The 25,218-nt window shown below is 72.3% G+C and carries 26 protein-coding genes; 19 read left to right on the top strand and 7 right to left on the bottom strand.

Going from position 1 to position 25,218, the window contains the following annotated elements; all coding sequences use genetic code 11:
- Window positions 1-6: 6 nt before the first annotated feature.
- Genes KV557_RS06160 through KV557_RS06150 form a run of 3 tightly spaced genes read left to right on the top strand, consistent with a single transcriptional unit; the run spans window position 7 to window position 2,860 of the window.
- Window positions 7-1,068, top strand: coding sequence for an NAD(P)/FAD-dependent oxidoreductase (locus tag KV557_RS06160; protein WP_218198703.1), 1,062 nt, complete (start codon window positions 7-9; stop codon window positions 1,066-1,068).
- Window positions 1,065-2,495: an FAD-binding oxidoreductase gene (locus KV557_RS06155; protein ID WP_218198702.1), complete on the top strand. Its 1,431-nt coding sequence runs from the start codon at window positions 1,065-1,067 to the stop codon at window positions 2,493-2,495. The genes KV557_RS06160 and KV557_RS06155 overlap by 4 nt, the downstream gene beginning before the upstream one ends.
- Window positions 2,496-2,500: 5 nt before the next feature.
- Window positions 2,501-2,860, top strand: a complete 360-nt coding sequence (locus KV557_RS06150; RefSeq protein ID WP_256177004.1) for a hypothetical protein — start codon at window positions 2,501-2,503, stop codon at window positions 2,858-2,860.
- Window positions 2,861-2,939: 79 nt separating this feature from the next.
- Here the strand turns inward: KV557_RS06150 and KV557_RS06145 are convergent, their stop codons facing one another.
- On the bottom strand, window positions 2,940-3,464 hold the full coding sequence (locus tag KV557_RS06145; protein WP_218198701.1) for a MarR family winged helix-turn-helix transcriptional regulator: 525 nt from the start codon (window positions 3,462-3,464) through the stop codon (window positions 2,940-2,942).
- A gap of 115 nt (window positions 3,465-3,579) precedes the next feature.
- On the opposite strand from KV557_RS06145, the gene KV557_RS06140 reads away from it, so the two are divergent.
- The 3 genes from KV557_RS06140 to KV557_RS06130 all read left to right on the top strand — a co-directional run bounded on the left by KV557_RS06140 (window position 3,580) and on the right by KV557_RS06130 (window position 7,912).
- Window positions 3,580-5,226, top strand: a complete 1,647-nt coding sequence (locus KV557_RS06140) for an MDR family MFS transporter (protein WP_218198700.1) — start codon at window positions 3,580-3,582, stop codon at window positions 5,224-5,226.
- Between the two features lie 11 nt (window positions 5,227-5,237).
- The gene (locus KV557_RS06135; protein WP_218198699.1) at window positions 5,238-7,367 is read left to right on the top strand and encodes an MMPL family transporter; all 2,130 of its coding nucleotides are present in this window, start codon (window positions 5,238-5,240) and stop codon (window positions 7,365-7,367) included.
- A gap of 98 nt (window positions 7,368-7,465) precedes the next feature.
- Window positions 7,466-7,912: a DUF1707 SHOCT-like domain-containing protein gene (locus KV557_RS06130; RefSeq protein ID WP_218198698.1), complete on the top strand. Its 447-nt coding sequence runs from the start codon at window positions 7,466-7,468 to the stop codon at window positions 7,910-7,912.
- Between the two features lie 73 nt (window positions 7,913-7,985).
- On the opposite strand, the gene KV557_RS06125 is transcribed toward KV557_RS06130, so the two are convergent.
- The gene (locus KV557_RS06125) at window positions 7,986-8,714 is read right to left on the bottom strand and encodes a SchA/CurD-like domain-containing protein (RefSeq protein WP_218198697.1); all 729 of its coding nucleotides are present in this window, start codon (window positions 8,712-8,714) and stop codon (window positions 7,986-7,988) included.
- Between the two features lie 192 nt (window positions 8,715-8,906).
- Between KV557_RS06125 and KV557_RS06120 the strand changes: the two genes are divergently transcribed.
- The 9 genes from KV557_RS06120 (at window position 8,907) to KV557_RS06080 (ending at window position 15,094) form a co-directional block, all read left to right on the top strand.
- Window positions 8,907-9,236, top strand: a complete 330-nt coding sequence (locus KV557_RS06120; RefSeq protein WP_218198696.1) for a TcmI family type II polyketide cyclase — start codon at window positions 8,907-8,909, stop codon at window positions 9,234-9,236.
- A 1-nt stretch (window position 9,237) separates the two neighbouring features.
- On the top strand, window positions 9,238-9,708 hold the full coding sequence (locus KV557_RS06115) for a DUF1772 domain-containing protein (RefSeq protein WP_218198695.1): 471 nt from the start codon (window positions 9,238-9,240) through the stop codon (window positions 9,706-9,708).
- Window positions 9,709-9,761: 53 nt separating this feature from the next.
- Complete coding sequence (locus KV557_RS06110; protein ID WP_218198694.1) at window positions 9,762-10,850, top strand: methyltransferase; 1,089 nt, start codon at window positions 9,762-9,764, stop codon at window positions 10,848-10,850.
- 70 nt (window positions 10,851-10,920) lie between these two features.
- A complete protein-coding gene (locus KV557_RS06105) occupies window positions 10,921-11,670 on the top strand; it encodes an SDR family NAD(P)-dependent oxidoreductase (RefSeq protein ID WP_218198693.1) in 750 nt (249 codons plus the stop codon).
- 3 nt (window positions 11,671-11,673) lie between these two features.
- Window positions 11,674-11,991, top strand: a complete 318-nt coding sequence (locus tag KV557_RS06100; protein ID WP_218198692.1) for an antibiotic biosynthesis monooxygenase family protein — start codon at window positions 11,674-11,676, stop codon at window positions 11,989-11,991.
- Window positions 11,988-12,302 carry an antibiotic biosynthesis monooxygenase family protein gene (locus tag KV557_RS06095; protein WP_308129784.1) on the top strand — a complete coding sequence of 105 codons (315 nt, stop codon included), beginning with the start codon at window positions 11,988-11,990 and terminating at the stop codon, window positions 12,300-12,302. Before KV557_RS06100 ends, KV557_RS06095 begins: the two co-directional genes overlap by 4 nt.
- Before the next feature lie 117 nt (window positions 12,303-12,419).
- Entirely contained in the window at window positions 12,420-12,641 is a 222-nt protein-coding gene (locus KV557_RS06090) for a hypothetical protein (RefSeq protein ID WP_218198691.1), read from the top strand.
- Between the two features lie 189 nt (window positions 12,642-12,830).
- Window positions 12,831-14,165 (top strand): acyltransferase domain-containing protein, encoded by a 1,335-nt coding sequence (locus KV557_RS06085; RefSeq protein WP_218198690.1) that lies wholly within the window; start codon window positions 12,831-12,833, stop codon window positions 14,163-14,165.
- A 137-nt stretch (window positions 14,166-14,302) separates the two neighbouring features.
- Window positions 14,303-15,094, top strand: a complete 792-nt coding sequence (locus KV557_RS06080) for an AfsR/SARP family transcriptional regulator (RefSeq protein ID WP_218198689.1) — start codon at window positions 14,303-14,305, stop codon at window positions 15,092-15,094.
- Window positions 15,095-15,187: 93 nt separating this feature from the next.
- Here KV557_RS06080 and KV557_RS06075 read toward each other — a convergent pair whose 3' ends face one another.
- Genes KV557_RS06075 through KV557_RS06065 form a run of 3 tightly spaced genes read right to left on the bottom strand, consistent with a single transcriptional unit; the run spans window position 15,188 to window position 18,242 of the window.
- Complete coding sequence (locus tag KV557_RS06075) at window positions 15,188-15,610, bottom strand: cobalamin B12-binding domain-containing protein (protein ID WP_308129783.1); 423 nt, start codon at window positions 15,608-15,610, stop codon at window positions 15,188-15,190.
- Between the two features lie 47 nt (window positions 15,611-15,657).
- On the bottom strand, window positions 15,658-17,244 hold the full coding sequence (locus KV557_RS06070; protein WP_218198688.1) for an acyl-CoA mutase large subunit family protein: 1,587 nt from the start codon (window positions 17,242-17,244) through the stop codon (window positions 15,658-15,660).
- The gene (locus KV557_RS06065) at window positions 17,241-18,242 is read right to left on the bottom strand and encodes a beta-ketoacyl-ACP synthase 3 (protein WP_308129795.1); all 1,002 of its coding nucleotides are present in this window, start codon (window positions 18,240-18,242) and stop codon (window positions 17,241-17,243) included. The genes KV557_RS06070 and KV557_RS06065 overlap by 4 nt, the downstream gene beginning before the upstream one ends.
- A 221-nt stretch (window positions 18,243-18,463) precedes the next feature.
- On the opposite strand from KV557_RS06065, the gene KV557_RS06060 reads away from it, so the two are divergent.
- The 4 genes from KV557_RS06060 to KV557_RS06045 are packed head-to-tail and all read left to right on the top strand — an operon-like array spanning window position 18,464 to window position 22,883.
- Window positions 18,464-18,931 (top strand): DUF1772 domain-containing protein, encoded by a 468-nt coding sequence (locus KV557_RS06060; RefSeq protein ID WP_308129782.1) that lies wholly within the window; start codon window positions 18,464-18,466, stop codon window positions 18,929-18,931.
- Window positions 18,932-18,935: 4 nt separating this feature from the next.
- On the top strand, window positions 18,936-20,741 hold the full coding sequence (gene leuA / locus KV557_RS06055) for a 2-isopropylmalate synthase (RefSeq protein ID WP_218198685.1): 1,806 nt from the start codon (window positions 18,936-18,938) through the stop codon (window positions 20,739-20,741).
- A gap of 16 nt (window positions 20,742-20,757) precedes the next feature.
- The gene (gene pdhA, locus KV557_RS06050; RefSeq protein WP_308129781.1) at window positions 20,758-21,918 is read left to right on the top strand and encodes a pyruvate dehydrogenase (acetyl-transferring) E1 component subunit alpha; all 1,161 of its coding nucleotides are present in this window, start codon (window positions 20,758-20,760) and stop codon (window positions 21,916-21,918) included.
- Window positions 21,909-22,883 (top strand): alpha-ketoacid dehydrogenase subunit beta, encoded by a 975-nt coding sequence (locus tag KV557_RS06045; protein WP_218198683.1) that lies wholly within the window; start codon window positions 21,909-21,911, stop codon window positions 22,881-22,883. Before pdhA ends, KV557_RS06045 begins: the two co-directional genes overlap by 10 nt.
- 91 nt (window positions 22,884-22,974) lie before the next feature.
- Here KV557_RS06045 and KV557_RS06040 read toward each other — a convergent pair whose 3' ends face one another.
- Window positions 22,975-23,691: a hemerythrin domain-containing protein gene (locus KV557_RS06040; RefSeq protein ID WP_218198682.1), complete on the bottom strand. Its 717-nt coding sequence runs from the start codon at window positions 23,689-23,691 to the stop codon at window positions 22,975-22,977.
- Between the two features lie 120 nt (window positions 23,692-23,811).
- Window positions 23,812-25,215 carry a type III glutamate--ammonia ligase gene (gene glnT / locus KV557_RS06035; protein ID WP_308129780.1) on the bottom strand — a complete coding sequence of 468 codons (1,404 nt, stop codon included), beginning with the start codon at window positions 25,213-25,215 and terminating at the stop codon, window positions 23,812-23,814.
- Between the last annotated feature and the right edge of the window lie 3 nt (window positions 25,216-25,218).

Below are 25,218 nucleotides of genomic sequence, written 5' to 3'. Positions count from 1 at the left end.
TGCGCCGTGCGGATCTGCATCATCGGCGCGGGCCTGGCCGGCACGCTGCTCGCCTGGCGGCTGCGGCGCGGCGCACCGGGTGCCGACGTGTGCCTGGTCACCGCCCCGACGCCGCCCGGCGAGGCGACCGCGGCCTCCGGCGGCCTGCTCCGCGGCTTCGAGACCGACCCGGCCGCCTGCCGGCTGGCCGCCGAGAGCCTGGCCGAACTGCGCGCCGACCCGGCGCTCGCACGCCTCGCCGGCTACCGCGAGACCGGCTCGCTGTACGTCACCGGCGAGCCCCCGCCGACCGCCCTGCTGGACCTGCTGGAGAACCAACTGCCCGGCTCGGCCGCGCTGGTGGACCCTGCCACGGCCGCCGAGCGGTACGGGATCGACGGCCCGCCGGACGCGCACTACCTCGCCGAGCGGCACGCCGGGTACCTCAGCCCGGACGACCTGCGCTACGGCCTCCTCCGCGACTTCCTGCGCCGCGGCGGCCGGACCGTCCCCGGCCCGGCCCTGTCGGTCGGCCCCGGTGCCGTTCAGCTGCCCGGCCACACGCTCTCCTGCGACCACGCCGTGCTGGCCACCGGCCGGCAGACCGGACCGCTCCTTTACTGCAGCGGCCTCGACCACCGCGAGCCGGCCCGGCTGCGCGGCAAGCTCATCCAGTACACCGTCCACCGGGCCACCGGGCACCGGCCGCCGTGCTTCGTCGACGAGACCACCGGCCTGTACGGCCGCCCGCACGGCGAGGGCGGGATGCTGCTCGGCGTCCCCACCGACCACTGGGACGAGGACGCCGAACAACTGTGCCCCGTACCGGAGTTGCTCCACGAGGCCGAGGTGCTCTCCCGGCTCCGGCTCCCCGGGCTGCGGCTGGGCCGGCCGCGGCGCACGGTGGTGGCCGCCGACACGTACAGCGCCTCCGGCCTGCTGGAGCTGCGCGCCACCACCGACCCGGCCGTCCACACCTTCACGGGCGGCAGCGGCGGCGCGGCGAAATGCGCCCTGGCCGCCAGCCGCCGGGCCGCCCGCGGCCTGCAGGTGCCGGGCTACCACGACGACCTGATGGAGCTGTCTTGACCACCGCGCTGCGCCGGGCCCTTGAGGCCGTCTGCCCCGACCGGGTGATCGCCCGGGAGCACCCCCGCTACGACGCCACCCGGCTGCTCTTCAACGGCATGCACGACCGCCGCCCCCGCCTGATCGTGCTGCCGTCCGACCGCGAGGAGCTGCGCCGCGTCGTGCCGCTCGCCCGGGAGTCCGGGCTGCCGCTCGCGGTCCGCGGCGCCGGGCACAACATCGCCGGCACCGCCGGCGTCGACGACGGCGTGGTGCTCGACCTGCGGCTGCTCGACCGGGTGCGGATCGACCCGCACCGCCGCACCGCCCGGGTGCAGGGCGGCGCGAACTGGGCCCAGTTCGACGCCTCGGCATCCCGGCACGGCCTCGCCGTCACCGGCGGCACCTTCGACACCACGGGCGTCGGCGGCCTGACCCTCGGCGGCGGGATCGGGCACCTGATGGGCCGGTACGGGCTCTCCTGCGACAACGTCCTGACGTACTCGCTGGTCACCGCGGACGGCGACCGGCTGGCCGTCGACGCGGAGACCGAACCCGAGCTGGACTGGGCCCTGCGCGGCGCCGGGCACGACTTCGGCATCGTCGACGAGTTCGTCTTCCGGCTGCACCCGGTGACCACCGTGTACGGCGGCACGGTCGCCTACCCCGCGCACGAGATGACCCGGGCGGTCGAGCTGTTCCGCCGGCTCGGCAGCGAGGGCCCCGACGAGCTGGTCTGCATCCTGCTGCTGGAGCGGTACGGGCGCGCGCAGGATCCGGCGGCGGTCCTGAGCGTCTGCTACAGCGGCACCGACCCCACCTGTCCCGGCCTGCTCGACAAGCAGTTGCGCAGCCTGGAGGTGCTGGACTGGCAGGTCGAGGAGCGCCCGTACCTGTCGATGCAACAGCTGCTCGGCCGGCTGCCGTACGGCCTGCGGCACTACTGGAGCGCCCGCTGCACCGACGAGCTTCCGGACGAGCTGATCGCCGCGCTGGTCGAGCGGTTCCAGGCCGGCCGCCGGCGCGGCGAGTTCAACGACACCGTCTACCTGGAGGCCTTCGGGGGCGCGGTGCGGCGGGAGGCCGAGCGACCGTCCGCGGTGGGCTGGCGCACGGCGCGGTTCAACGTCACGGGAATGGCGATCTGGGAGCCGGCCGCCGCCGACGAGGAGCAGATCGCCTGGGCCAGGTCGGTCGCCCGGGCCGCCGAGCCGTGGGGGGTGTTCGGCGACGGCTACGTCAACTACGTCTCGGACGCGGGGACGGACCGCGCCGGGACCGCGCGCGCCGTGCGGACCTACGGGGAACGGGGATACCGCCGACTCGCCGCGCTGAAGCGGCGGTTGGACCCGGACAACGTCTTCCGCTCGACCTACTCCATCGACCCGGCGGCAATCGACCCGGCAGCAATCGACCCGGCGGCAGTCGACCCCTCGGCAGGAGAGTGAGACCGGTGGCCGAGCCCCGCATCGACTACAACAACCGCTTCTTCTCCTCGTCCGCGCCGGAGACCGCAGCCGCCGGCGATTCCCCGATCGGCCACTACCACCAGCTCGGCGACCTCGTCTGGGCCGAGTTCCACGGCGGGAAGGTCCTCACCGGCCGCCTGGTCGGCACCTGCGCCCTCGACGGGACGCTGCAACTCGCCTACTGCCAGGTCCTCAGCGACGGCAGCGTCGTCGCGGGCGCGTGCACCAGCAAGCCGGAGCACCTCCCCGACGGCCGCATCCGCCTGCACGAGGAATGGCACCGCCTCGACGGCAGCACCGGCGTCTCCCGCATCGAGGAGGTCCCGGTCCGGACGAGGCACTGACCCGTCCGCTTCCGACCCGGGTCCGGACGCGTTTCCCCCGACGCGTCCGGGCCCGTTCGCGTGCGTTGCCCAAAGGGCCCTACTCCGCCTCGGGGATGCCCGCGAACTTGGTCAACAGCCGTGCGAAGTCGGAACGTTCCTGCTCGCTCCAGCCGTCCGTGATGGTGCCGAAGTACTCCCGGCGCACCCGGTGCGAGAGGGCGGCGAGCTCGCGGCCGTCGTCGGTCAGCTCCAGGCAGATGCGCCGGCTGTCGGCCTGGGAGGCGACCCGGCGGACGTAGCCCGCCTCCACGCTCGCCGCGACCAGGCGGCTGGCGCGGGAGGGGTCGACGGCGAGGCGCTCGGCGACGAGGCCGACGGTGACCTCCTGGCCGGGGTGGTCCGACTCCTCCTCCACGGCGTCGACCACCACGGTGTGCGAGAGGTCGACGTCCCGGCCGAGCCGCTCCGTGACGTACTTGCCCAGGGACCGCCTGGTCTGGTTGCGGCGGATCCGGACCATCGCCCGCTCGATGGCGGTCAGCGCGGGATCCGACTCAGGGGAATCCGACGCGCGGGATCCCGAGGGGCGGGGGCTGGCGGGCGTCTCGGCGGCTCTGGTCATGGGCCCAATATACGCGTTGACACGTGCACAAGGCAGATCTATGCTCAACGCACATACTTTCTTCTGGCATCGATGTTCATAAGTCACATAGATGCTAAGAGCATAGGGGTTGCCCATGCCAACCGAGCCCACGCCAGCCAAGGCCACGCCAACCGAGCCCACGCCAACCGAGCCCCGGACCACCAGAGCCGCCGACGCCCCGCAGGACCAGGGCGCCATGCCCCACCGCCACGTGATGCTCGTCTACTTCGGCCTGCTCTTCGCGATGCTGATGGCCACCCTGGACTCCTCGATCGTGGCCACCGCGCTGCCCACCGTCGTCGGCGACCTGGGCGGCCTGAGCAGCATCGGCTGGGTGAGCGCGGCCTACATCCTCGCCTCCAGCGCCGTGATGCCGCTGGCCGGCAAGCTCGGCGACCTGCTGGGCCGCAAGCAGGTCTTCGTCGTCGCCACCGTCGTCTTCCTCGCCGGCTCCGCCGCCTGCGGGGCCGCGCAGACGATGGGCCAGCTGATCGCCTTTCGCGTCCTGCAGGGCGTCGGCGCCGGCGGCGTGATGGCCGCCATGTTCGCGCTCACCGGGGACCTGTTCGGTCCCCGCGAGCGGGCGAAGTACCAGGGCTACTCGGCCGGCGTCTTCGCGCTCTCCGCGGTCGGCGGGCCGATCGCGGGCGGGTTCTTCGCCGACCACGTCACCTGGCGCTGGGTCTTCTACGTCAACCTGCCGATCGGTGCGATCGCCCTCACCCTGGTCGCCCTCTACCTGCGCAGCGCCCGGCGCCCGGAGCGGCCCACGATCGACTACCTCGGCATGCTGCTGCTCTCCGGCGCGCTCGTCTCCTTCGTCCTGCTCAGCAACTGGGCCGGCGCCAAGTACGCCTGGGGCTCGGCCGTGATTGTCGGGCTGGCGGTGGGCGGCGTGGTGCTGCTGGCGGGCTGGCTGGTGGTGGAGCGCTCCGCCGCCGAACCGGTGATCCCGCTCGGCCTGTTCCGCGACTCGACCTTCGACATCTGCAACGTGGTGGCCTTCGTCGGCGGGCTGACCGGCTTCGGCCTGGTCTTCTTCCTGCCGCTCTACCTGCAGATCTCCGCCGGCGCCAGCGCCACCAACTCCGGTCTGCTGCTGCTCCCGATGATGCTGGGGCTGATGCTCGCCTCGTTCGGCGTCGGCGGCGCGGTCGCCAAGTCCGGCCGCTACAAGTGGTATCCGGTGGCCAGCATGCTCGTCTCCGGCATCGCGGCCTTCCTCATGTCGACCATGACCGCCGACACCAGCCGATTCCTCTCCGGGCTCTACATGTTCCTGCTCGGTGTCGGGGCGGGGCTGTCCCAGCAGGTGGTCGTGGTGGCGGTGCAGAACGCCGCGCCCCCCGCGGACATGGGCGCGGCCACCTCGACCGTCACCTTCAGCCGCATGCTCGGCACCTCCTTCGGCGTCTCGATCTTCGCGACCGTGCTCACCGATCGGCTGACCCGGGAGATCCCGAAGTACGTGCCCGGGGAAGCCGCCCGCGGCCTGATCGGCAGCGGCGGGACCTCCCCCCAGGCGCTGCGGCAACTGCCCGACGATGTCCGGCACGGCCTGGCGCAGGCGTACGCGCACGCGCTCAGCCCGGTCTTCCTGATCGCCGGCTTCGTCCTGGTCGCCGGGCTGGTCGCGTCGGTCTTCCTCAAGGACATCACGCTCGAACAGCGCGGCTGGGGCGCCGAGGAGCCGCCGGAGACCCCGAACGCCACCGCACGCCCCGCCCCGCAGAGCAGCTGAGGAGAACCGCCATGACACTCCTGAAGAAACTGGCCCTGCTCCCGGCCGGCAACCGCTCCAAGTGGGTGGTCCTGGTGCTCTGGCTGCTGCTGGCCGGCGCGGCCGGGCCGCTCGGCGCCAAGCTGATCGGCGCCCAGAGCAACGACATCACGGCCTGGCTGCCCAAGAACGCGGAGTCGACCAAGGCCCTCCAGATCGGCCGCGACCGGTTCGGGATCGGCGACACGCTGCCGGCCACCGTCGTCTACTCCCGCCCCGCGGGGATCACCGACCAGGACACCGCCAAGGCCGAGCAGGACCGGGCCGCCTTCGCCCGGTTCGGCGGAGCGCTGCCGCCGCTCGCCGTGGCCGACGACCACCGGGCGGTACTGCTGACCGTCCCGCTCACCCTGCAGGGCGACGACGGGTTCACCAAACTGGTCGACAACGTCAAGACGATCCGCCACGACGCCCACGCGGCCGCCCCGGCCGGACTGGACGTCCAGGTGACCGGTCCGGCCGGCGCGGCCGCCGACCAGGCCGCGGTGTACGGCGGAGTGGACGGCACACTGCTGCTCGCCACGGTGGCGGTGGTCGCGATCCTGCTGATCCTCACCTACCGGAGCCCGCTGCTCTGGCTGCTGCCGCTGATCTCCGTGGGCATCAGCGCCTCGCTGGCCAACGCCGTGGTCTACCTGCTGGTCCAGCACGCGGGCCTGGTGGTCAACGGCCAGAGCACCAGCGTCCTGACCGTGCTGGTCTTCGGCGCGGGCACCGACTACGCCCTGCTGCTGATCGCCCGCTACCGCGAGGAGCTGCGCCGCCAGGCGGACCGGCACGAGGCGATGCGGATCGCGCTGCGGCGTTCGCTGCCGGCCGTCGTCGCCTCCGCGACCACCGTGACGCTGGGTCTGCTCTGCCTGCTGGCGGCGCAGATGAACTCCACCCGCGGTCTCGGCCCGGTGGCGGCGGTCGGCATCGTGGTGGCGCTCGTCTCGATCACCACGCTGCTTCCCGCGCTGCTGGTGATCCTGGGCCGCTGGCTCTTCTGGCCGTTCGTGCCGCGCCCGGTGTGGACCGGCGCGGCCGAGCCCGAGTCCGGGCTCTGGGGCCGGATCGGCAGCGGAGTTGCGCGCCGGCCCCGCCCGATCTGGCTGGTCAGCGCGCTGGCCCTGGCCGCCTGCGCGATCGGTGCGCTCGGCCTGCACACCGGGCTCTCCCAGAACGACGTGTTCACCGACAAGCCCGAGTCGGTGACCGGCCAGGCCGTCCTCGCCGCGCACTACCCGGCCGGCTCCGCGGCACCGCTGGACATCTATGCCGGCGCCGCGCAGGCCGACCGGGTGACGGCCTCGGTGCAGGGCCTGCCCGGGGTGGCCTCGCTCTCGGCCGTGCAGACCTCCGGCGACTGGATGCACGTCCAGGTGCTGCTCACCGACACACCCACGAGCAAGGCCGCCGAGGCGACTGTCGGACGGATCCGCACCGCCGTGCACGACCGGGCGGACGCCGGGGCACTGATCGGGGGCAGCACGGCCCAGAGCCTGGACGTCGCCGACACCACCACGCACGACGAGCGGCTGGTGATGCCGTTGGTGCTGGCCGTGGTGCTGCTGGTCCTGATGGTGCTGCTGCGGGCCCTGGTGGCGCCGGTGCTGCTGCTGGCGAGCGTGGTGCTGTCCTTCGGCGCGGCACTCGGCGCCTCCGTCCTGCTCTTCCGGGCCCTGGGCCACCCGCGCTCGGACGAGTCGCTGCCGCTGATGGGCTTCCTCTTCCTGGTCGCGCTGGGGGTCGACTACACGATCTTCATGATGACCAGGGCCCGCGAGGAGGCCGGGCGCATCGGCCACGCGGCCGGCGTGGTGCGCGCCCTCGGGGTGACCGGAGGGGTCATCACCAGCGCCGGTCTCGTCCTGGCCGCAACGTTCTCGGTGCTCGGTGTCCTGCCGGCGGTGAGCATGCTGCAGCTGGGCGTGCTGGTCGCCGTGGGCGTGCTGCTGGACACCCTCGTGGTGCGCACCCTGCTGGTGCCGGCGCTCTCGCTGGACGTCGGCCCGCGGCTGTGGTGGCCGAGTTCGCCGACCGCGGGCCGGATCCCCGGCTCCCGCGCCGGAGCCGAGGCGAGGGCCGGGGCCGCGGCCGAGCCCGACAGCGTGCGCTGAACCGACGGCGTGCGGTGAACCGACGGCGTGCGGTGAACCGACGTGCCCCGAACAGGGTGAACCGACGTGCCCCGAACAGACGGAGAGAGCGAGGGACCATGAGGACCGGATCCCGCCGCAACTGGATCCCCGAGGCCGAACGCGAAGCGGTGGCCGCCCAGTTGTGCGAGCAGTTCAGCCAGAACCGGATGACCAAGGCCGAGTTGGAGACACGCCTGGACGACACCTTCGCGGCGGAGACCAGGGAGGCGCTGCTACAGGTCACCGCGGACCTGCCGACGGCGGAGCCCGGCGAGCCCACGCGGTGGGCGGCGCGGCGGGCCGACGTCGCCCGCCGGGTCGGGGGGCGGCACGGCATCCGGGCGCTGGCCTACTCGATCGGGCTCTGGGCCTGCGGCGGCATCCTGTTCGGCGCCGGCTGGCTGGGCTCGGGCCCGGCCCGGCTGCTGATCGTGGTGGGGCTGGTGGCGATCCTCGTCGGTGGCCGCCCACGCCGGGGAGCAGCCGGCCGGACCGGGTCCCGAACGAGGTCACGAACGCGGTGACGAGCCGGGTGCCGGCGGACCGGTCGGAGGGTCGGCCGGTCCGCCGGCACCCGGGCAAGGAGACAGGGCGTGCTCAGTGCTCCCCCGGGACGCCCGCCGAGAGCATCTGCAGACGCCGCATGGCCGCCGCGCCGAAGCGTTCCGGTCCGGCGGCGTCCCGGCCCCCGGCGAGGAACGGGCGCAGCCCGTCCTCCGTGCGCGGGGCCAGCCCGCTGTCCACCAGCCGGCGGGCCAGGCCGTCGAACTCGCCGTCGTACTGGACGGCCCAGACGAGGTAGTCGTCCTTGATGAAGGCTGCCGAGGCGATCAGCGGGTCCCCGCCCTCGGCCGGCTTGCTCAGCACCTCGCCCTGCACCCGCTCGAAGACCTCGCAGATCCCGTCCTCGGCGCCCGGCTGGATCCGGTGGGCCCAGGCCGCCAGCTGCGCCGACCGCTCCTCGCGGAACTCCTGGAAGACGCAGGTCATCAGCGCGTTCTGGAAGTACTGCTGGAAGCCCTCCACGGTCTCGGTGTCGCGGGGCACCTGAAGGAACGGAGAGAGCTTCCGCTCCGCCTCCTTCACCCCCTGCTGCCCGCCCATGTGCCGGCCGATCTGGCGCAGATCCCCCTCGAACTGGACGACGCGGGTCATGAGTTCGCCTTCGATGAAGAGCCCGGTCGAGACGTTGCGGCCGGCCCGCCGCCCCTGCTCGTCCCGGTACTCCGCGGAGTCGGCCCGCCGGAAGTTCCCCTCGGCGAAGATCTCGGCGATCTCCTCCTCGTGCCCCGGCCGAACCCTGTAACTGATCGCGATGAATGCCATGCCTGTGCCTCCCGGTCGGTGGGATGGTCCGGCTCCGCATGATGTCCGCCCCGGGTCCACTCGGGATCGAGGATGGCTGAGCAGATCTGACGTTCCATCAGAGATCTTCAGCGGTCCTCCAGTTGGCCCGGAGCGGTGCTAGTCACCATGGGGCGTCGATCCACTTCGCCGCCCCATGGAAGGAGAGACGGCATGCCCCAGTCGGACCGCACGCTGATCGTCGCGCGGATGGACCCCGCGGACGCGCCGAAGGTCGCCCGGATCTTCGCCGACTCGGACGCGACCGAGCTGCCGCATCTGATCGGCGCCACCCGGCGCACCCTGTTCCGCTTCCACGACCTGTACTTCCACCTCGTCGAGTCGGACGCGGACATCACCCCGGACCTCTACCGGGCCCGCAGCCACCCGCTGTACCAGGACGTCCACGACCGGCTGGCCGCGTTCATGCGGCCGTACGACCCGGACTGGGCCGAACCCAAGGACGCGATGGCGCAGCCGTTCTACTCCTGGCAGCGCGGCTGAGATGGACGCGCTGCGCATCCTCCTGCCGATCGCCCTGCTGGGCAACGGGCTCGCGGCGGGCGGACTGATGATCGCCGTGCTCGGCGGCGCCCCGCTGCTGCTCTCGCTCCCGACCGAACGGTACATCGCCACCCACCAGTTCATGGTGACGCGGTTCGATCCGTTCATGCCGGCCTGCATGGTCGCCGCGCTGCTCTGCGACATCGCGCTCGCCGTCGTGGTCCACCCCGCCTCGAACGCGGTGCTCTTCGGGCTCGGCGCGCTGCTGCTGGTGGGCGCGATGGCGGTCTCGCTCCTCAAGAACGTCCCGATCAACCGGTGGATCGCCACCGTGGACCCGCAGGCGCTGCCGGCGAACTGGGCGGAGCTGGACCCCCGGGTCCGCTGGAGCGCCTGGAACCGGGTGCGCACGGCGCTGGTGCTCGCCGCACTCGCAGTGCTCGTCGTGAACACCGGCCTTCTCCTGAACTGAACTGAACTGACGAAGCATCACCAATAGTCGCCGACTAGACCAGAGGACTTCCCATGAGCGTTGACACGGTGACCGGCGGCCCGCCCGATGCGAGATCCCTGCCCGCACCGGTCCGGCTGATCCTGCTGACCAACGGCCGGCGGATCAGCGAGGTCCTCCACGTGGTGGCCGAACTGCGGATCGCCGACCTGCTCGCCGACGGCCCGCGGACGATCACCGAGCTGGCCGAGCAGACCGGCTGCCACCAGGAGTCGCTGTACCGCGTGCTGCGCTGTGCCGCCGCCTTCGGCCTGCTGACCGAGGAGGCCGCACGGCGCTTCGCGGAGAACGAGCTCACCGTCGGCCTGCGCAGCGACATCCCGTTCAGCGTCCGCGACCTCGTGCTCTACAACGGCTCCGACTCGGTGCGCCGCCCGTACGGCGAGCTCCTGCACACCGTACGGACCGGTCAACCCGCCTTCGAGCACGTCTTCGGGCGCCCGTTCTTCACCCACGGCGCCGACGACCGGGACACCTCCGATCGGGAGGCGGGCAGCGGTGCGCTGTTCGACCGCGCGATGACCCAGATGAGCCGGTCCACCACCCATCTGTTCACCTCGCAGTACGACTTCACCCGCTTCTCCCGGATCGCGGACATCGGCGGCGGCCACGGCTTCTTCCTCAGCGCCGTGCTGAACACCGCGCCGAAGGCCCGCGGGCTGCTGCTCGACCAGCCGCACGTGGTCGCGGCCGCACCGCGTCACCTGGCCGAGGAGGGCGTCGCGGACCGGGTCGAGATCGTCCGGGGCGACTTCTTCCGTCCGCTGCCCTCGGGCTGCGACGCCTACCTGGTCAAGCAGGTGCTGCACGACTGGGACGACGACCATGCGGTGCGCATCCTGCGCGGTGTGCGGACCGCGCTCGGCGACCGCACCGACGGCCGGCTGCTGGTCTTCGACCACGTGGTGGCCGGACCCAACGACTGGGACCAGGGCAAGTTCCTGGACGTCGACATGATGCTCCGGTTCGGCGGCCGGGAGCGCACCCTCCCGGAGTGGCAGGACCTGCTGGCCGCGGCCGGCTTCGCCCTGGCGAACGAGCCCGCCGTCGGCCGGTGGGCGGTCATCGAGGGCCGGCCGGTCCGGTCCCGTCGCACCGCCTGAACACCAACCGCCTGAACATCCGCCTGAACAACAACCACCCGAACACCAAGAGAAGAGGCACCAGACCCTCATGAGCGTAGATCTGACCGGCAAGAAGGTCCTCGTCACCGGCGGCAGCCGCGGAATCGGCCGCGGGGTCGTGCTGGCGCTGGCTCGGGCCGGCGCCCGGGTCGTCACCTGCTACCGCGCAGAGAGTCCCGCGGTGGAGAGCCTGCAGAAGGAGCTGACCGGGATCGGGGGCGACCACCACGTCGTCCAGGCGGACGTGAGCGTGCCGGAGGACGTCGACCGCCTGGTCGCCGCCGCCAAGGACCGCTTCGGGACGCTGGACGCGGTGGTCAACAACGCCGGCGTCATCAGCCACATCCCCTTCGCCGAGCTCCCGTTGGACGAGTGGCGGCGGGTCGTGGACACCAACCTCACCGCTCCGTTCCTGGTGATCCAGAAGGCGCTCCCGCTGCTCTCGGCGGGCTCCTCGGTTATCACGGTCGGCTCGCGCGCCGCGGTGGTCGGCATCCCGATGCGCGCCCACTACACGGCGTCCAAGGCCGGCCTGATCGGCCTGACCCGCTCCCTCATGAAGGAGCTCGGGCCGCAGGGCATCCGGGTCAACCTGGTCGCCCCCGGCGTCATCGAGACCGAGGAGTTCGAGACCGCGCCGCCGGAGGAGGTGGCCCGGGTCAGGTCCCGCTACCAGGGCCTGACCGGGCTCGGCCGGCTCGGCAGGCCCGACGAGATCGCCGGCGCGGTGCTCTTCCTGGCCAGCGACCTGTCCGCGTACGTGACCGGCGAGACCATCCACGTGGACGGGGGCATCTGAGCCATGACCGCACCGTCCAAGGTCTTCCGTGTCCTGCTCCGCGCCGAGATCAAGCCCGACCTGGAGCAGGACTTCGAGCGCACCTGGCTGGCGATCGGCTCCGTGGTGACCGACCACCCCGCCAACCTGGGCCAGTGGCTGATGAAGAGCGAGGAGGAGGACGGCCTCTACTTCATCATCAGCGACTGGGTGGACGAGCCGCGGTTCCGGCTCTTCGAGCAGAGCGACCAGCACCTGGAGCACCGCAAGCGCCTGCACCCCTTCCGTTCCGGCGGCGCGATGTGGACCACGACGGTCACCCACGCCCTGGAGAAGCGGTGACCACCGGCCGGGTCAGGATCATGCTGTTCTGCAAGGTTCCTGACAGAGGTTCGGAATCCGAGGTCGAGGAGGCCTACCACCTGATCAGCAAGTCCCTGGCCGGCACGCCGGGCCTGCTCGGCAACGAGCTGCTCCGCTCGCTGATCGAGGACGGCGCGTTCGCGGTGATGAGCGAGTGGGAGAGCTTCGACGCCTTCCACCACTGGGACGAGGGGCCCGCCCACAAGGACCAGACCGCGCCGCTGCGCCCGTACCAGGATCCCGCCCGGCCGCGCCCGTGGGAGATGTACACGGTTCAGGCCGCGTACTGAGCCCCCGTCACCGAGCGCCCGCCCCGCCGGCACCGCGGACCCACCCCGTCCGCGGTGCCGGATGCCGTTCCCGTGGCCCGTCCGCCCGGGACGCCTGCCGACGAAGGGAAGTCCCCCATGGCACCACTGGCCCGCAGAGGCCGGGCCCGGCGCGCCCTGTCGGCGGCGGCCAGGGCGCTCGCCCGGGCCCTGCGCACCACAGGCAGCATGTACGGCCCGTTCGACCCGGGCCAGGTCTTCCCGAACGCCGCCGCCGGCGCGTCCGGGCGGTGGCGGGACGGCCGACTCACCCGGGCGGAAATGCAACTCTGGGAAGAACTGGTGAAGCGTCTTCACTGACCGCGTACCGCCGATACCCGACGAGCCCGGGAAAACCCACGGGTAATAATTCCGGCGACGCCGGGCCCGGAAGCCTCCACGGAAATACCCGCCGAACGTTCGGTGATATATCCCGTTCAGCTCTGGACATGCACGACTAAGCGATGGAATTGTCATCTGCCGAGCCAAGCGACCGTCGAAGGAGCACGGATGCCCGACCTCGCAGAGCCTCGAATCCTCGCCTGGGCCGGAACCGACGAGCGGGCGGAGGAGGCAGCACGGACCGAGCTGGCCGACCGGCTGGAGCTCGCCGGCCCGAAAGACCTGGACGAGATCGCCGACGAGACCGCGTTACGCCTCGTCGGCGGCCCGGACGACCGCCGGGCGGTGCGCGGAGCGCTGGTGACGTCCTCCGGTCCAGCGGCCGCCGACCTGCTGCGGTCGGGACGGATCCTGCGGCGGGACACCCGCCGGCAGCGCCCCCGGCCGATCGCCCTGCTCTTCCCCGGCCACGGGTCCCAGCACCCCCGGATGGGCGTCGGTCTCTACGGCCACGAGACAGCCTTCCCAGCACTCCCGGCCTTCCCAACACTTCCGGCCTTCCCAGCACTCACGGCCTTCACGGCCTTCACCGAGGCCATGGACGACTTCTTCGCCGCGATCGGCCCCACCGGCCCGATGCTGCGCGAGGCCTGGCTGGCCGAGGACCCGGAACGCCGGATCGACGAGGGCGAGCTCGGCCAGCCGCTGCTGTACGCGGTGGGGCACGCGCTCGCCCGGATGCTGATCGGCTGGGGTGTGCGGCCCGCCGCCGTCCTCGGGCACAGCGTGGGCGAGCTGGTGGCGGCGACCGTCGCCGGGGTCCTCGGCCCGCCGGACGGCGCCCGGCTGATGGCCGCCCGCTCGCACACCTACGCGCCGGTGGTCGCCGGCGGCCTGCTGGCGGTCGCGGCCTCGGCCCAGGAGCTCGCCCCCTTCGCGGTCGGCGAGGTGAGCGTGGCCGTGGTCAACGGGCCGCGGCAGACCGCCCTCGGCGCTCCCGCACCCGCCCTGGACGCGCTGGAGCGCGAGCTACGGCTGGCCGGCTTCGTCGCCCGGCGCACCCGGATCCGCCAGCCGTTCCACACCCCGCACGCGGTGCCCGCCGCCGACCTCTTCGAACCGGCCTTCGCCGCCGTCGACCTGCGGCCTCCGGTGCTGCCCGTCTACTCGTCCGCCTCCGCCGCCCCGGTCGGACCCGACGAAGCGACCCGTCCCCGCTTCTGGGCCCGGCAGATGTCGGAGCCGGTGCTCTTCGGCCCGGCGCTGGACCGGCTGCTCGGCGATCATCACCTCCTGCTGGTGGAGGCCGGCCCGTCCCAGGCCCTCACCGCGCTGGCCCGGCGCCACCCCGCCGTGACCGCCGGCCACAGCGCGGCCGTCGCTCTGCTGCCCGCCCGGCCCGACCACGGCCGGGCCGACCGCGAGACCGCCCTCCGGGCCGCGGCCCGGATCTGGGTCGAGGGCCACCAGTTGGACTGGACGGCGATCCGGTCCCGGTCCTGAGGTAATTCCCTCGAATTCCCCCCGAATTCCTCGGCACCGCGAGAACCGCCGAGAACACTCAGAAACACTCAGAAACACTGAGAAGCACCGAGAACGACCGAGAAAACCAACCCTCACCACTTCACCCAGGGGAAGTAATGGATTATTCGGTACTCGGCACGCTCGCCGCCCGGGATGGCGAAATCGACCGCACCCCCAGTGCCCCGAAACTCCGAAGAGTGCTGGCCACCCTGCTCCTGAGAGCGAACAAGCTGGTCCTGGCCGAGACACTGGCCGAAGAACTCTGGCAGGACAATCCCCCGAGCAGCGCGACCGCCACGCTGCAGACGTACATCTATCAGCTCCGGAAGTCGTTCGGGAGCGACGCTCGCAGCCGGGAGAGCATCATCCGGACCCGGACCGAGCCCTCCGGCTACGTCCTGTCGGCCGACCCCGACCACCTCGACCTGGTGCGCTTCCAAATCCTCGTGCGGGAGGGGCGGCGCGCCCTGGAGACGAACCGCCCACACCAGGCGTCCTCGGTGCTCCGCGAGGCGCTCGACCTGTGGCAGGGGCCGGTGTTCGGCGGCGTCGTGTGCGGGCCAGTGCTGCAGAGCCACGCGACCTTCCTCGAGGAGGAGCGGATGAACGCCCTGGAGATGCGGATCGACGCGGACCTCCAGCTCGGCCAGCACCGGGAACTGGTCTCCGAGCTCAAGACCCTCGTGGTGGCCCACCCCCTGCACGAGTGGTTCCACAGCCGGCTGATGACGGCACTCCACTGGTCGTCCCGGCAGGGCGAGGCGCTCGACGTGTACCAGTGCTACCGCCGCCGGCTCCGCGACGAGCTGGGCCTCGAACCCGGCCTGGAGATGCAGCGGGCCCAGCAGGACATCCTCAACGCGGGACATCCTCAGCAGCACGCCGCAGTCGGGCTTTTGACCCGATGATTGGCTGACAGCCAGTCGACGACAACCGGTGACCGGCCAGGGCCCTCCGGGGGAGCCCCGGCCGGCCGGTTTCACCCTCCGTACCCCTGGCCCCTAGGGCAGCGGCACGACGGCGAGAGCGCCCTCACGACGCGCGACGAGCTCGCGGATCATCCGCACGATCGAGGTCAGGTCCGTCCCCGGCCCGAAGACCTCACTCACCCCCTGGGCGCGCAGCAGATCGGCGTCCTCGGCCGGGACGATCCCGCCCAGGAGCACCGGCACGTCGTCCGCTCCCACCGCGCGCAGCCCCTGCAACACCGGCGGGACCAGCGCGAGATGGTTCCCGGAGAGGCTGGACAGGCCCAGGACGTCGGCGTCCTCGGCGAGCACGGTCTGCACGATCTGCTCCGGCAGCTGGTTGCCGAGATAGACCACCTCCATCCCGTGCCGGACCAGATGGCGGCTGACCACCATGATGCCGCGGTAGTGCGAGTCGAGGCCGGGCTTGGCCATCACCACACGAATGCGATCCACCTGTGCTTCCTCCTTCTTGAGTCAGCTTCTTGAGTCAGCTTCTCGAGTCAGCCGATCAGCGGCTGACGCCAACCGCCGTACAGGTCGCGGAAGACCTCGCAGCACTCGCCGAGGGTCGCCCCGGCCCGCGCCGCGTCCAGCAGACCGGGCATGGTGTTCCGGCCGGCGACGGCCGCCGCGCGCACCTCCTCCAGCGCCGAGCGCACCCGGTCGCGGTCCCGGGCCGCCCGCAGCCGCGCCAGCCTGCGCCGCTGCGCCTCGATCGTGGCCGGCACCCGGAACGGCTCGATCCGCAGCGGCTCGTCCTCGTCCTGGAATCGGTTGACGCCGACCAGGGTCCGGCTGCCGGCGTCGAGCTCCAGCTGGCGCTCGTAGGCCCGGCCGAGCAGCTGCTGGTGCACCCAGCCCTGGTCGACGGCCGCCACCAGGCCTCCCATCGCGTCGATCTGCTCCAGGAGTCCGGTCACCCGGCGGTCGATCTCGGCGGTCAGGTGCTCCACGTAGTAGCTGCCGGCCAGCGGGTCCGCGGTCCGGTCCACGCCGGTCTCGTGGCGCAGGATCAGCTGTGTGTGCAGCGCGGTCAGCGCCGCCTGCTCCGAGGGGATGGAGAGCGCCTCGTCGTAGGCGCTGATGTGCAGCGACTGCGCGCCGCCCAGCACCGCGGCCAGGCCCTGGTAGGCGGCCCGGGCGATGTTGTTGAGCGGCTGCTGCGCGGTCAGCGCCGAACCGGCGGTCTGCACGTGGTAGCGGAGCATCAGGCTGCGGGCTTCGGCGGCCTTGAGGCGTTCCCCGAAGATCCGGGCGTAGACCCGGCGGGCGGCGCGGTACTTGGCGATCTCCTCGAAGAAGTCGTTGTCCGCGCTGAAGAAGGCGGTGAGCCGGCCGGCGAACGAGTCCACCGGGTGGCCGCGGCGCACCATCTCCTCTGCCGTGGCCACGGCGTGCGCCACGACCAGGGCGACCTCGTGCACCGCGTCGGCGCCGGCCTCCCGGTAGTTGTAGCCGGCGTAGCTGATCGCGTTCCAGCGCGGCACCTGCTGGAGGCAGAACTCCACGACGTCGGTGGACAGTTGGAAGGAGAACCCGGGCTCCAGCACGCTGGGCGCGGTGAGCACCACGGTCTCCATCATGAAGTCGTTCTGCAGCGTGCCGCGCAGGTCGCCGAACCGGTAGCCGCGCCGCTCGGCGGCGGCCAGGTAGAGGGCGAACACCGCCCCGGCGGCCACCGGGTGCGAGAGCACCAGCGAGACGCTCACCCGGTCCAGCGGGATCCCGTCGTACAGGGCGAGCATGTCCTCGACGCTGTCGATCGCGACCCCGCCCTGGCCGGCGTCGGCTCGGGCGATCGCCTCGTCGCTGTCGTAGCCGCGGTTGGTCGGGAAGTCGAAGACGGTGTTGATCGCCGTGGCGCCGGAGTCGAGCAGCATGCGCAGCCGCCGGTTGGTGTGGTCCGCTGTGCTGTAGCCGGCCAACTGGCGGATCGCCCATGGCCGTTCGCGGTACATCCCGGGCCGGATGCCGCGGGTGAACGGGGCTTGGCCCGGTCGTTCGGCGTCGTGCGCGGCGGGCAGGTCGGCGGGGCCGTAGCACGGCTCGACCGGCAGCCCGGAGTCGGTGAAGGCCGGTTCCGTCACGGCAGTTCCACCACCTGGGCGGCGAAGGTGAGACCGGCCCCGAAGCCGATCAGCAGGGCCAGGCCGCCGGACTCGGCCCGGCCGGTGGTGAGCAGTCGCTCCATGGCCAGCGGGATGGAGGCCGAACTGGTGTTGCCGGCGGTCGCGATGTCGTCGGCCACCGCCACGTGGTCGGGCAGCTCCAACTCGCTGACCAGCACGTCGGTGATCCGCATGTTGGCCTGGTGCGGGATGAAGGCGGACAGGTCGTCCAGGGTGATCCCGGCCGCGGCCACCGCCGCGCGGGCGACGGCCACCATCTCGTCCACCACCCAGCGGAAGACCCGCCGGCCGTCCATGCGCATCACCGGCACCGGCGCGGCCCGGTCGCGGCGGCGGTCGCCCCACGAACCGGTCATCACCACGGCGTCCAGCTGACGGCCGTCGGCGCCCCAGACCACCGGGCCGACGCCCGGCTGGGCGGACGGGCCGAGCACCACCGCGCCGGCACCGTCGGCCAGCAGGAAAGCGATCTGACGGTCCGTCGGATCGACCAGATCGGTCAACCGCTCGGCACCGACCACCAGGACGTGGTCGGCCGTGCCGACCCTGATCATCGTCGCCGCCGTCTCGATCGCGTAGCAGAAGCCGGCACACGCCGCGTTGAGGTCGACGGCCGCCGCACCGACCGCACCGGCCCGCGTGGCGATCTCCACCGCCAGCGGCGGCAGCGAGACCAGGTTGGTCGTACTGGCCGCGATGACCAGGCCGATGTCCTGCGGATCCACGCCGGCGGCGGCGATCGCCTTCGCGGCCGCCGCCGCGCCCATCACCGGCAGCGTCTCCTCCGCGTCGGCGAAGCGGCGCCGCCGGATGCCGGAGCGCGTCTCGATCCACTCCTCGGTCGAGTCGATCGTGCGGCACAACTCGCGATTGTCGACCTCCCGGCGCGGCCGGTAGTCGCCGACCCCGATGATCCGGCCGAACCGTGGTCGGGCCGGACCGCCACTCCTCAACACACCACTCAACTCCCCTCGGAACAGCAGCTGTACGGGGATGCTCACCGCTGACCCTCCACGGTGCATCGAGCACGTCTGAAGCGGTCCCGGCCGTTCAGAGGCCTTCCAGGACCGTCCGAGCGCGCCTTGCCATGGTGTGGGCGCAAGAGCCTGCGCGGGCCGGGGCGGGTGAGAACGGCCCCTCCCCAGGTTCCACGAACGAGCCGCGAGGAGGCAGGAACGTGAAGGAGCCGGTCAACCACGGGCTGAGTCTGGTGGCCCTGCTGGGCAGCGGCATCGTCTCCGGGGTCTTCTTCGCCGTGGCGATCAGCGTCATCCCCACGGCCATGGCCCTGTCCGTCGACCGCTATGTGGAGATCCACAAGTTGCTGGGACGCTACTACGACCCCACCATGCCGATCATCGTCATCTCGGCAGGCCTGGCCGACTTCGTGCTCGGCGGGACGGCCGACCGCACCTGGATCCGGGTGCTCTTCGTCCTGTCCGGTGTGGCACTGGCCGGCGTCGCGGTGGTCTCCCGGGCCTGCAACGTGCCGATCAACCGGCAGGTCAAGCTGGTCGAGTCGGGGGCCGTCCCGGAGGGCTGGCAGGACCCCCGGCCGCTCTGGCGGGACTGGCACCACCTCCGCACCGTGCTGGCCCTGTCCGCACTCGCGGCCACCGCGGTCGCGGTCACCTGGGGGGCCTGAGCCGATGGACTTCCGCCCCGCGACGGGCCAGGCCACGCCCGACGGACGGTACGCGCGCTCGCTGGCCCTCGGCCGCTACCGGCCGGCCGCCCCGGTGGACCTGCCCGACCGGAGCTGGCCCTCGCGCCGGATCACCCGGGCGCCGCGCTGGCTCTCGACCGATCTGCGCGACGGCAACCAGGCGCTGATCGACCCGATGTCGCCGGCCCGCAAGCGCGAGATGTTCGACCTGCTGGTCGGCATGGGCTACCAGGAGATCGAGGTCGGCTTCCCGTCCTCGGGGCAGACCGACTACGACTTCGTACGGTCGATCATCGAACAGGACGCAATCCCCGACGACGTGGTGATCTCGGTGCTCACCCAGGCCCGGGACGAACTGATCGAGCGGACCTTCGAGTCCCTGGCCGGCGCCCGACGGGCCACCGTGCACCTCTACAACGCCACCGCACCGCTCTTCCGGCGGGTGGTCTTCGGCGTGGACCGCCGCAAGTGCCGGGCGATCGCGGTGAACGGCACCCGCCGGGTCCTCGCGCACGCCGAGAAGCTGGTCGCGAACGGAACCCAACTCGGTTACGAGTACAGCCCGGAGATCTTCACCGACACCGAGCCGGACTTCGCGCTGGAGGTCTGCGAGGCGGTGGCGGACGTCTGGCAGCCGGGCGAGGGCCGCGAGCTGATCCTCAACCTGCCGGCGACGGTGGAACGTTCGACGCCGAGCGACTACGCGGACCGGATCGAGTGGATGTCCCGGTACCTGACGCGACGCCAATACATCTGCCTCTCCGTCCATCCGCACAACGACCGCGGCACCGCCGTGGCCGCCGCCGAGCTGGCGCTGATGGCCGGCGCCGACCGCATCGAGGGCTGCCTCTTCGGCCAGGGCGAGCGCACCGGCAACGTCGACCTGGTCACCCTCGCCATGAACCTGTACTCGCAGGGCATCGACCCCGGGATCGACTTCTCCGACATCGACGCGATCCGCCGCACCGCCGAGTACTGCACCCGGATGGAGGTGCACCCGCGCCACCCGTACGCCGGCGACCTGGTGTACACGTCCTTCTCCGGCTCCCACCAGGATGCGATCAAGAAGGGCTTCGAGGCGATGGCCGCCGAGGCCGACGCGCTCGGCCGGCCGGTGGACGAGATCCCGTGGGCCGTGCCGTACCTGCCGATCGACCCCAGGGATGTGGGGCGCAGCTACGACGCGGTGATCCGGGTCAACTCCCAGTCCGGCAAGGGCGGAGTCGCCTACGTGCTGAAGACCGAGCACGGGCTCGACCTGCCGCGCCGGCTGCAGATCGAGTTCGCCAGGACCATCCAGGCCCGCACCGACGCGCAGGGCGGCGAGGTCCCCCCGGAGGAGATCTGGCGGCTCTTCCGCGCCGAGTACCTGTCCGAGCCGGGCGACGGGCGGGCGCCGCTCGTCCTGCTCTCGCACAACGCCACCACCACGGACGGCGGCCGGGACACACTCACCGCCAAGGTCCGCCTCGACGGGGCGATCCACCGGCTGCGCGGTGTGGGCAACGGGCCGATCGACGCCTTCAGCGACGCATTGGCCGGGATCGGCATCGACCTCCAGGTGCTCGACTTCCGCGAGCACGCACTGGCGGCCGGCAGCGACGCCCGGGCCGTCGCCTACGTGGAGTGCGCCCTTCGCGGACGGACGGTGTGGGGCGTCGGCATCGACGCCGGGATCGTCCGCGCCTCGCTCGCCGCTGCGGTGAGCGCCGTCAACCGCGCCGTCGTGTTGAGCGCCGCCGACCGTGCCACCGAGAGCGCCGCCGCCCCGGCCGCCGGGCGCGACTGAGTCAGAAGGGCCCACTGTGCTCACCACCCACTTCCCCACCCGCGATCCGGACCCCGTGCAGCTGCTCGACCCGTCCGGCCACCGGGTGACCCACCCCGACTACGCCCTCGACCTCAGCCCCGAGGAGTACCGCGCGCTCTACCGCGACCTGGTGCGGATCCGCCGGGTCGACGCGGAGGCCACCACGCTCCAGCGCCAGGGCGAACTCGGCCTGTGGGCCTCCCTGTTGGGCCAGGAGGCAGCCCAGATCGGGGCCGGACGGGCGCTCCGGCCGCAGGACTTCGTGTTCTCCAGCTACCGCGAGCACGGCATCGCCTGGTGTCGCGGCGTCCCGCCGATCGACCTGCTCGGCTTCTGGCGCGGTACCGCGCACGGCAGTTGGGACCCGTACCGGGCCGGCATGGCCAACTACCAGGTGGTGGTGGGCGGCCACGCCCTGCACGGGGTCGGGTACGGCATGGGCCTGCGGCTCGACGGCGCCGACGGCGCGGTGCTGGTCTGCTTCGGCGACGGCGCCACCAGCCAGGGCGACGTGCACGAGGCCTTCACCTACGCGGCCGTCTTCGACGCCCCGGTGGTCTTCTACTGCCAGAACAACCACTGGGCGATCTCCGAGCCGCTCACCCGGCAGACCAGGGTCCCGCTCTACCGGCGCGCCTTCGGCTACGGCTTCCCCGGCATCCGGGTGGACGGCAACGACGTGCTGGCCACGCTCGCGGTGACCGACGCGGCGCTGGAGCACGCCCGTTCCGGCTCCGGCCCGGTGCTGATCGAGGCCGTCACCTACCGGATGGCCCCGCACACCACCTCGGACGACGCCACCCGCTACCGCTCCCCCGACGAGGTCGCCGAGTGGGCCGCGCGGGATCCGATCGCCCGGCTCAGGGCCTGCCTGGAACGCGAGGCGCTCGCCGACGACGCGTTCTTCGCCGACGTCGCGGCGGAGGCCGAGCGGCTGGCCGTACAACTGCGCACCGAGTGCCGCTCGTTGCCCGACCCGCGCCCGACGGCCCTCTTCGACCACGTCTACGCCGGACCGCACCCGCTGATCGACACCGAGCGCGCGCAACTCACCGCTTTCCTGGACCAGTTCACGGACCGGTCCACGGACCGGTTCACGGACCGGTTCACGGACCGGTTCACGGACCGACCGGAAGGGCCCGGATCATGGAGCTGACCCTCGCCAAGGCGCTCAACTCCGGCCTGCGCAAGGCGCTGGAGTCCGACCGCAAGGTGGTCCTGCTCGGCGAGGACGTCGGACGCCTCGGCGGCGTCTTCCGGATCACCGACGGACTGCACAAGGACTTCGGCGGCGACCGCGTGATCGACACCCCGCTCGCCGAGTCGGGGATCGTCGGCACCGCGATCGGCCTGGCGTTCCGCGGCTACCGGCCGGTCTGCGAGATCCAGTTCGACGGCTTCGTCTACCCGGCGTACGACCAGATCGTGGCCCAGCTCGCCAAGATCAGGGCCCGGACCGCCGGCCGGGTGGCGATGCCGGTCGTGGTGCGGATCCCGTTCGGCGGCGGGATCGGCGCGGTGGAGCACCACAGCGAGTCGCCCGAGGCGTACTTCGCCCACACCGCGGGCCTGCGGGTGGTCTGCTGCGCCCGCCCCTCCGACGCGTACTGGATGATCCAGCAGGCGGTGGCCTGCGACGACCCGGTGATCTTCTTCGAGCCGAAGCGGCGCTACTGGGACAAGGGCGAGGTCGACCCCGGGGCCGGCGCCCCGCTGCCGCTGCACGCGGCCGAGGTGGTCCGGCCCGGTACCGACCTCACCCTGGTGGGCTACGGGCCGACCGTCCGGGTCTGCCTGGACGCCGCCGACGCCGCCGCGGAGGAGGGCCGCCGGCTGGAGGTGATCGACCTGCGCTCCCTCTCCCCGCTGGACACCGCGACCGTCCGGGACTCGGTCGCCCGGACCGGACGGCTGATCACGGTCCACGAGGCGCCCGGCTACCTGGGGATGGCCGCCGAGATCGGCAGCCGCATCACCGAGGAGTGCTTCTACTCCCTCCAGGCGCCCGCCCTGCGGGTGACCGGCTACGACACCCCCTACCCGCCGTCCCGTCTGGAGGACGTCTACCTGCCCGACCTGGAGCGGGTGATGGACTGCGTGGAGCAGTCGCTGTCCTACTGACGTACACGTTCGCTTCTACGCTCGCCGAAGCGCCGCCGGACTGCGGGTCCGACGGCGCTTCGGCGCGGGCGCTCCGGCGAGGGCGCTCCGGTCAGATCTGCGCCCACACCCTGGCCGTCAGCTCCCGGTACTGCGCGCGCCAGCCGGGCAGGGCTTCGGCCATCTGTGCCGCGAAGGCCGGCGGGAGCGCCGCGATCAGCGCGTCCACCACGGCCGGGTCCGCGCCCTCCTCCGTCCAGGTCGAGACCAGCCACCTCGGCGGCTCGTCGGCGCCCTGCCGGCCCGGGCCACCCTTACCTTGGCCGCCCTTGCCCGGGCCACCCTTGCCCTGGCCGCCGGCCAGCTCCTCCGGACGGATCCGGTCCACCAGGACCGGCACGAGGTGCTTCTCCTCGCGGTCCAGGTGCCGTCCCAGCAGCTCGGACAGCCGGTCGGTGGCGGCCCGCGCGGCGACGACGGCCTCCGCAGTGGTCAGGTCCGCCGTCATCCGGGTGATCTCCTTCAGCTGCGCGTCGAGCTCCTCATGCTCGTGCTCGATCCCGCGCAGCGGCTCGGCCAGCTCCGGGGCCTGCGAGAGAGCCAGCGGGAAGAGGCTGGTGTCCTCGTTCTCGCTGTGGTCGGCCAGCACCCACTCGAACAGCCGCCAGCGGTCCCGCAACAGGCCCGCCTGCTCGGCGTCCTGCGGGTCGAGCGCGGCCAGCGCCCGCGGGAAGCGCTCCGCGTCCCGTCGAAGAGCGTGGTGAACCATCAGGAAGGAGGTGGCAGCGGTGACCTGCCCTTGGTCGTCGAGCTGGAGATCCGTACTCATCGTGGTGAACTCCCTTACCGAGTACCGCACATGGGGACGAGCAGTGCCGAGACTAGCCGAGCGCGCCCGGCCCCCGTGGCATCCCACGGCGACCGGGCGCGACTCTTACTTGACTCTTTGTCAGACAGTCGTGAGATAGCGATCGATCTCCCAGGCGCTGACGGCCCGGTGGTACTCCGCGAACTCGGCGTGCTTCAACTTGGCGTAGAAGTCGACGAATTCACCCTGGTCCGCCTTGCCGAAGGCGGCTCGCAGCACGGCGTCACGCCGGACGGCCTCCGCCGCCTCGGCGAGCGTGCCCGGGAGCGGCGCACCGCTCTGCGGCGCCGCGGACACCTCCAGGTCTGCCTCGTTGGGCGGCCCGGGATCCACCGACCGCTCGACCCCGTCCAGCCCGGCCGCCAGCAGGGCGGCCATCGCCAGGTAGGGGTTGGCCGAGGAGTCGACGCAGCGCGCCTCGACCCGGCCGGGCGCCGGCACCCGCAGCAGCTGGGTGCGGTTGTTCCCTCCGTAGGTGGCGTAGGTCGGCGCCCAGCTGGAGCCGGACGCGGTGGCGTCCCGGGCCCCGAGCCGCTTGTACGAGTTGACGGTCGGGCAGGTGAGGCCGACCACCCCCGGCGCGTGCTCCAGGATGCCGCCGATGAACGCGTAGCCGAGCGCCGAGATGCCCAGGCCACGGGCGTCCTGCTCGTCCCGGAACAGTTCGCCGCCCGCGGTGTCCCACAGGCTCAGGTGCAGGTGCAGGCCGCTGCCGGTCAGGTGGCCGAAGGGCTTGGGCATGAAGGTGGCGATCAGTCCTGCGTCCTGGGCCAGCATCTGCACCAGGTAGCGGAAGACCACCACCCGGTCCGCGGTGACCAGCGCGTCCGCATAGGCGAAGTTGTGCTCGAACTGGCCGTTGGCGTCCTCGTGGTCATTGGAGTAGTTGCCCCAGCCGAGCCGGCCCAGCGCCCGGCTCACCTCGGCCACGTGGTCCAGCGAGCGGCCCAGGCCACGGGCGTCGTAGCACGGCCGGGCGCCGGTGTCCTCCGGGTCGGCGACCGTGATGCCGCCCTCCGTCGTCCGCCGGAGCAGGAAGTACTCCGGTTCGGCGCCGACCTTGAGGACCAGGTCCCGCTCGGCGAGCGCCGCGAGCGCCCGGCGCAGGATCACCCGGGGCGCGTACGGCCAGGGCGCACCGTTGACGTGCGGGTCGCACTGGACGACCGCCAGGCCGCTGCGCCAGGGCAGCACGCTGTAACTGGTGACGTCCGGGACGGCGACCAGGTCCGGATCGGCCGGTGACTGGCCCATCGATCCGACCGCGTGGCCGGCGAACCCGACACCGTCGGCGAGCAGTTGGGGCACCGCGGCGGCCGGGACGAGCTTGCAGCACGGCCTGCCGTCCACGTTGACGAACATCGCGAGCACGAACTCGATGCCGTCCCGCTCGACGGCCCGGACGAACTCGTCGGCGGTGCGCGGTACTTCTGGAATGCGGGTGGGAGTGCGGGTGGGAGTGCGAGGGGGAGTACGGGTGGGCACAGG

The sequence above is a fragment of the Kitasatospora aureofaciens genome, assembly GCF_019192735.1.
Taxonomy (GTDB): domain Bacteria; phylum Actinomycetota; class Actinomycetes; order Streptomycetales; family Streptomycetaceae; genus Kitasatospora; species Kitasatospora aureofaciens_A.
This window is presented reverse-complemented; position numbering and strand designations above follow the sequence as displayed.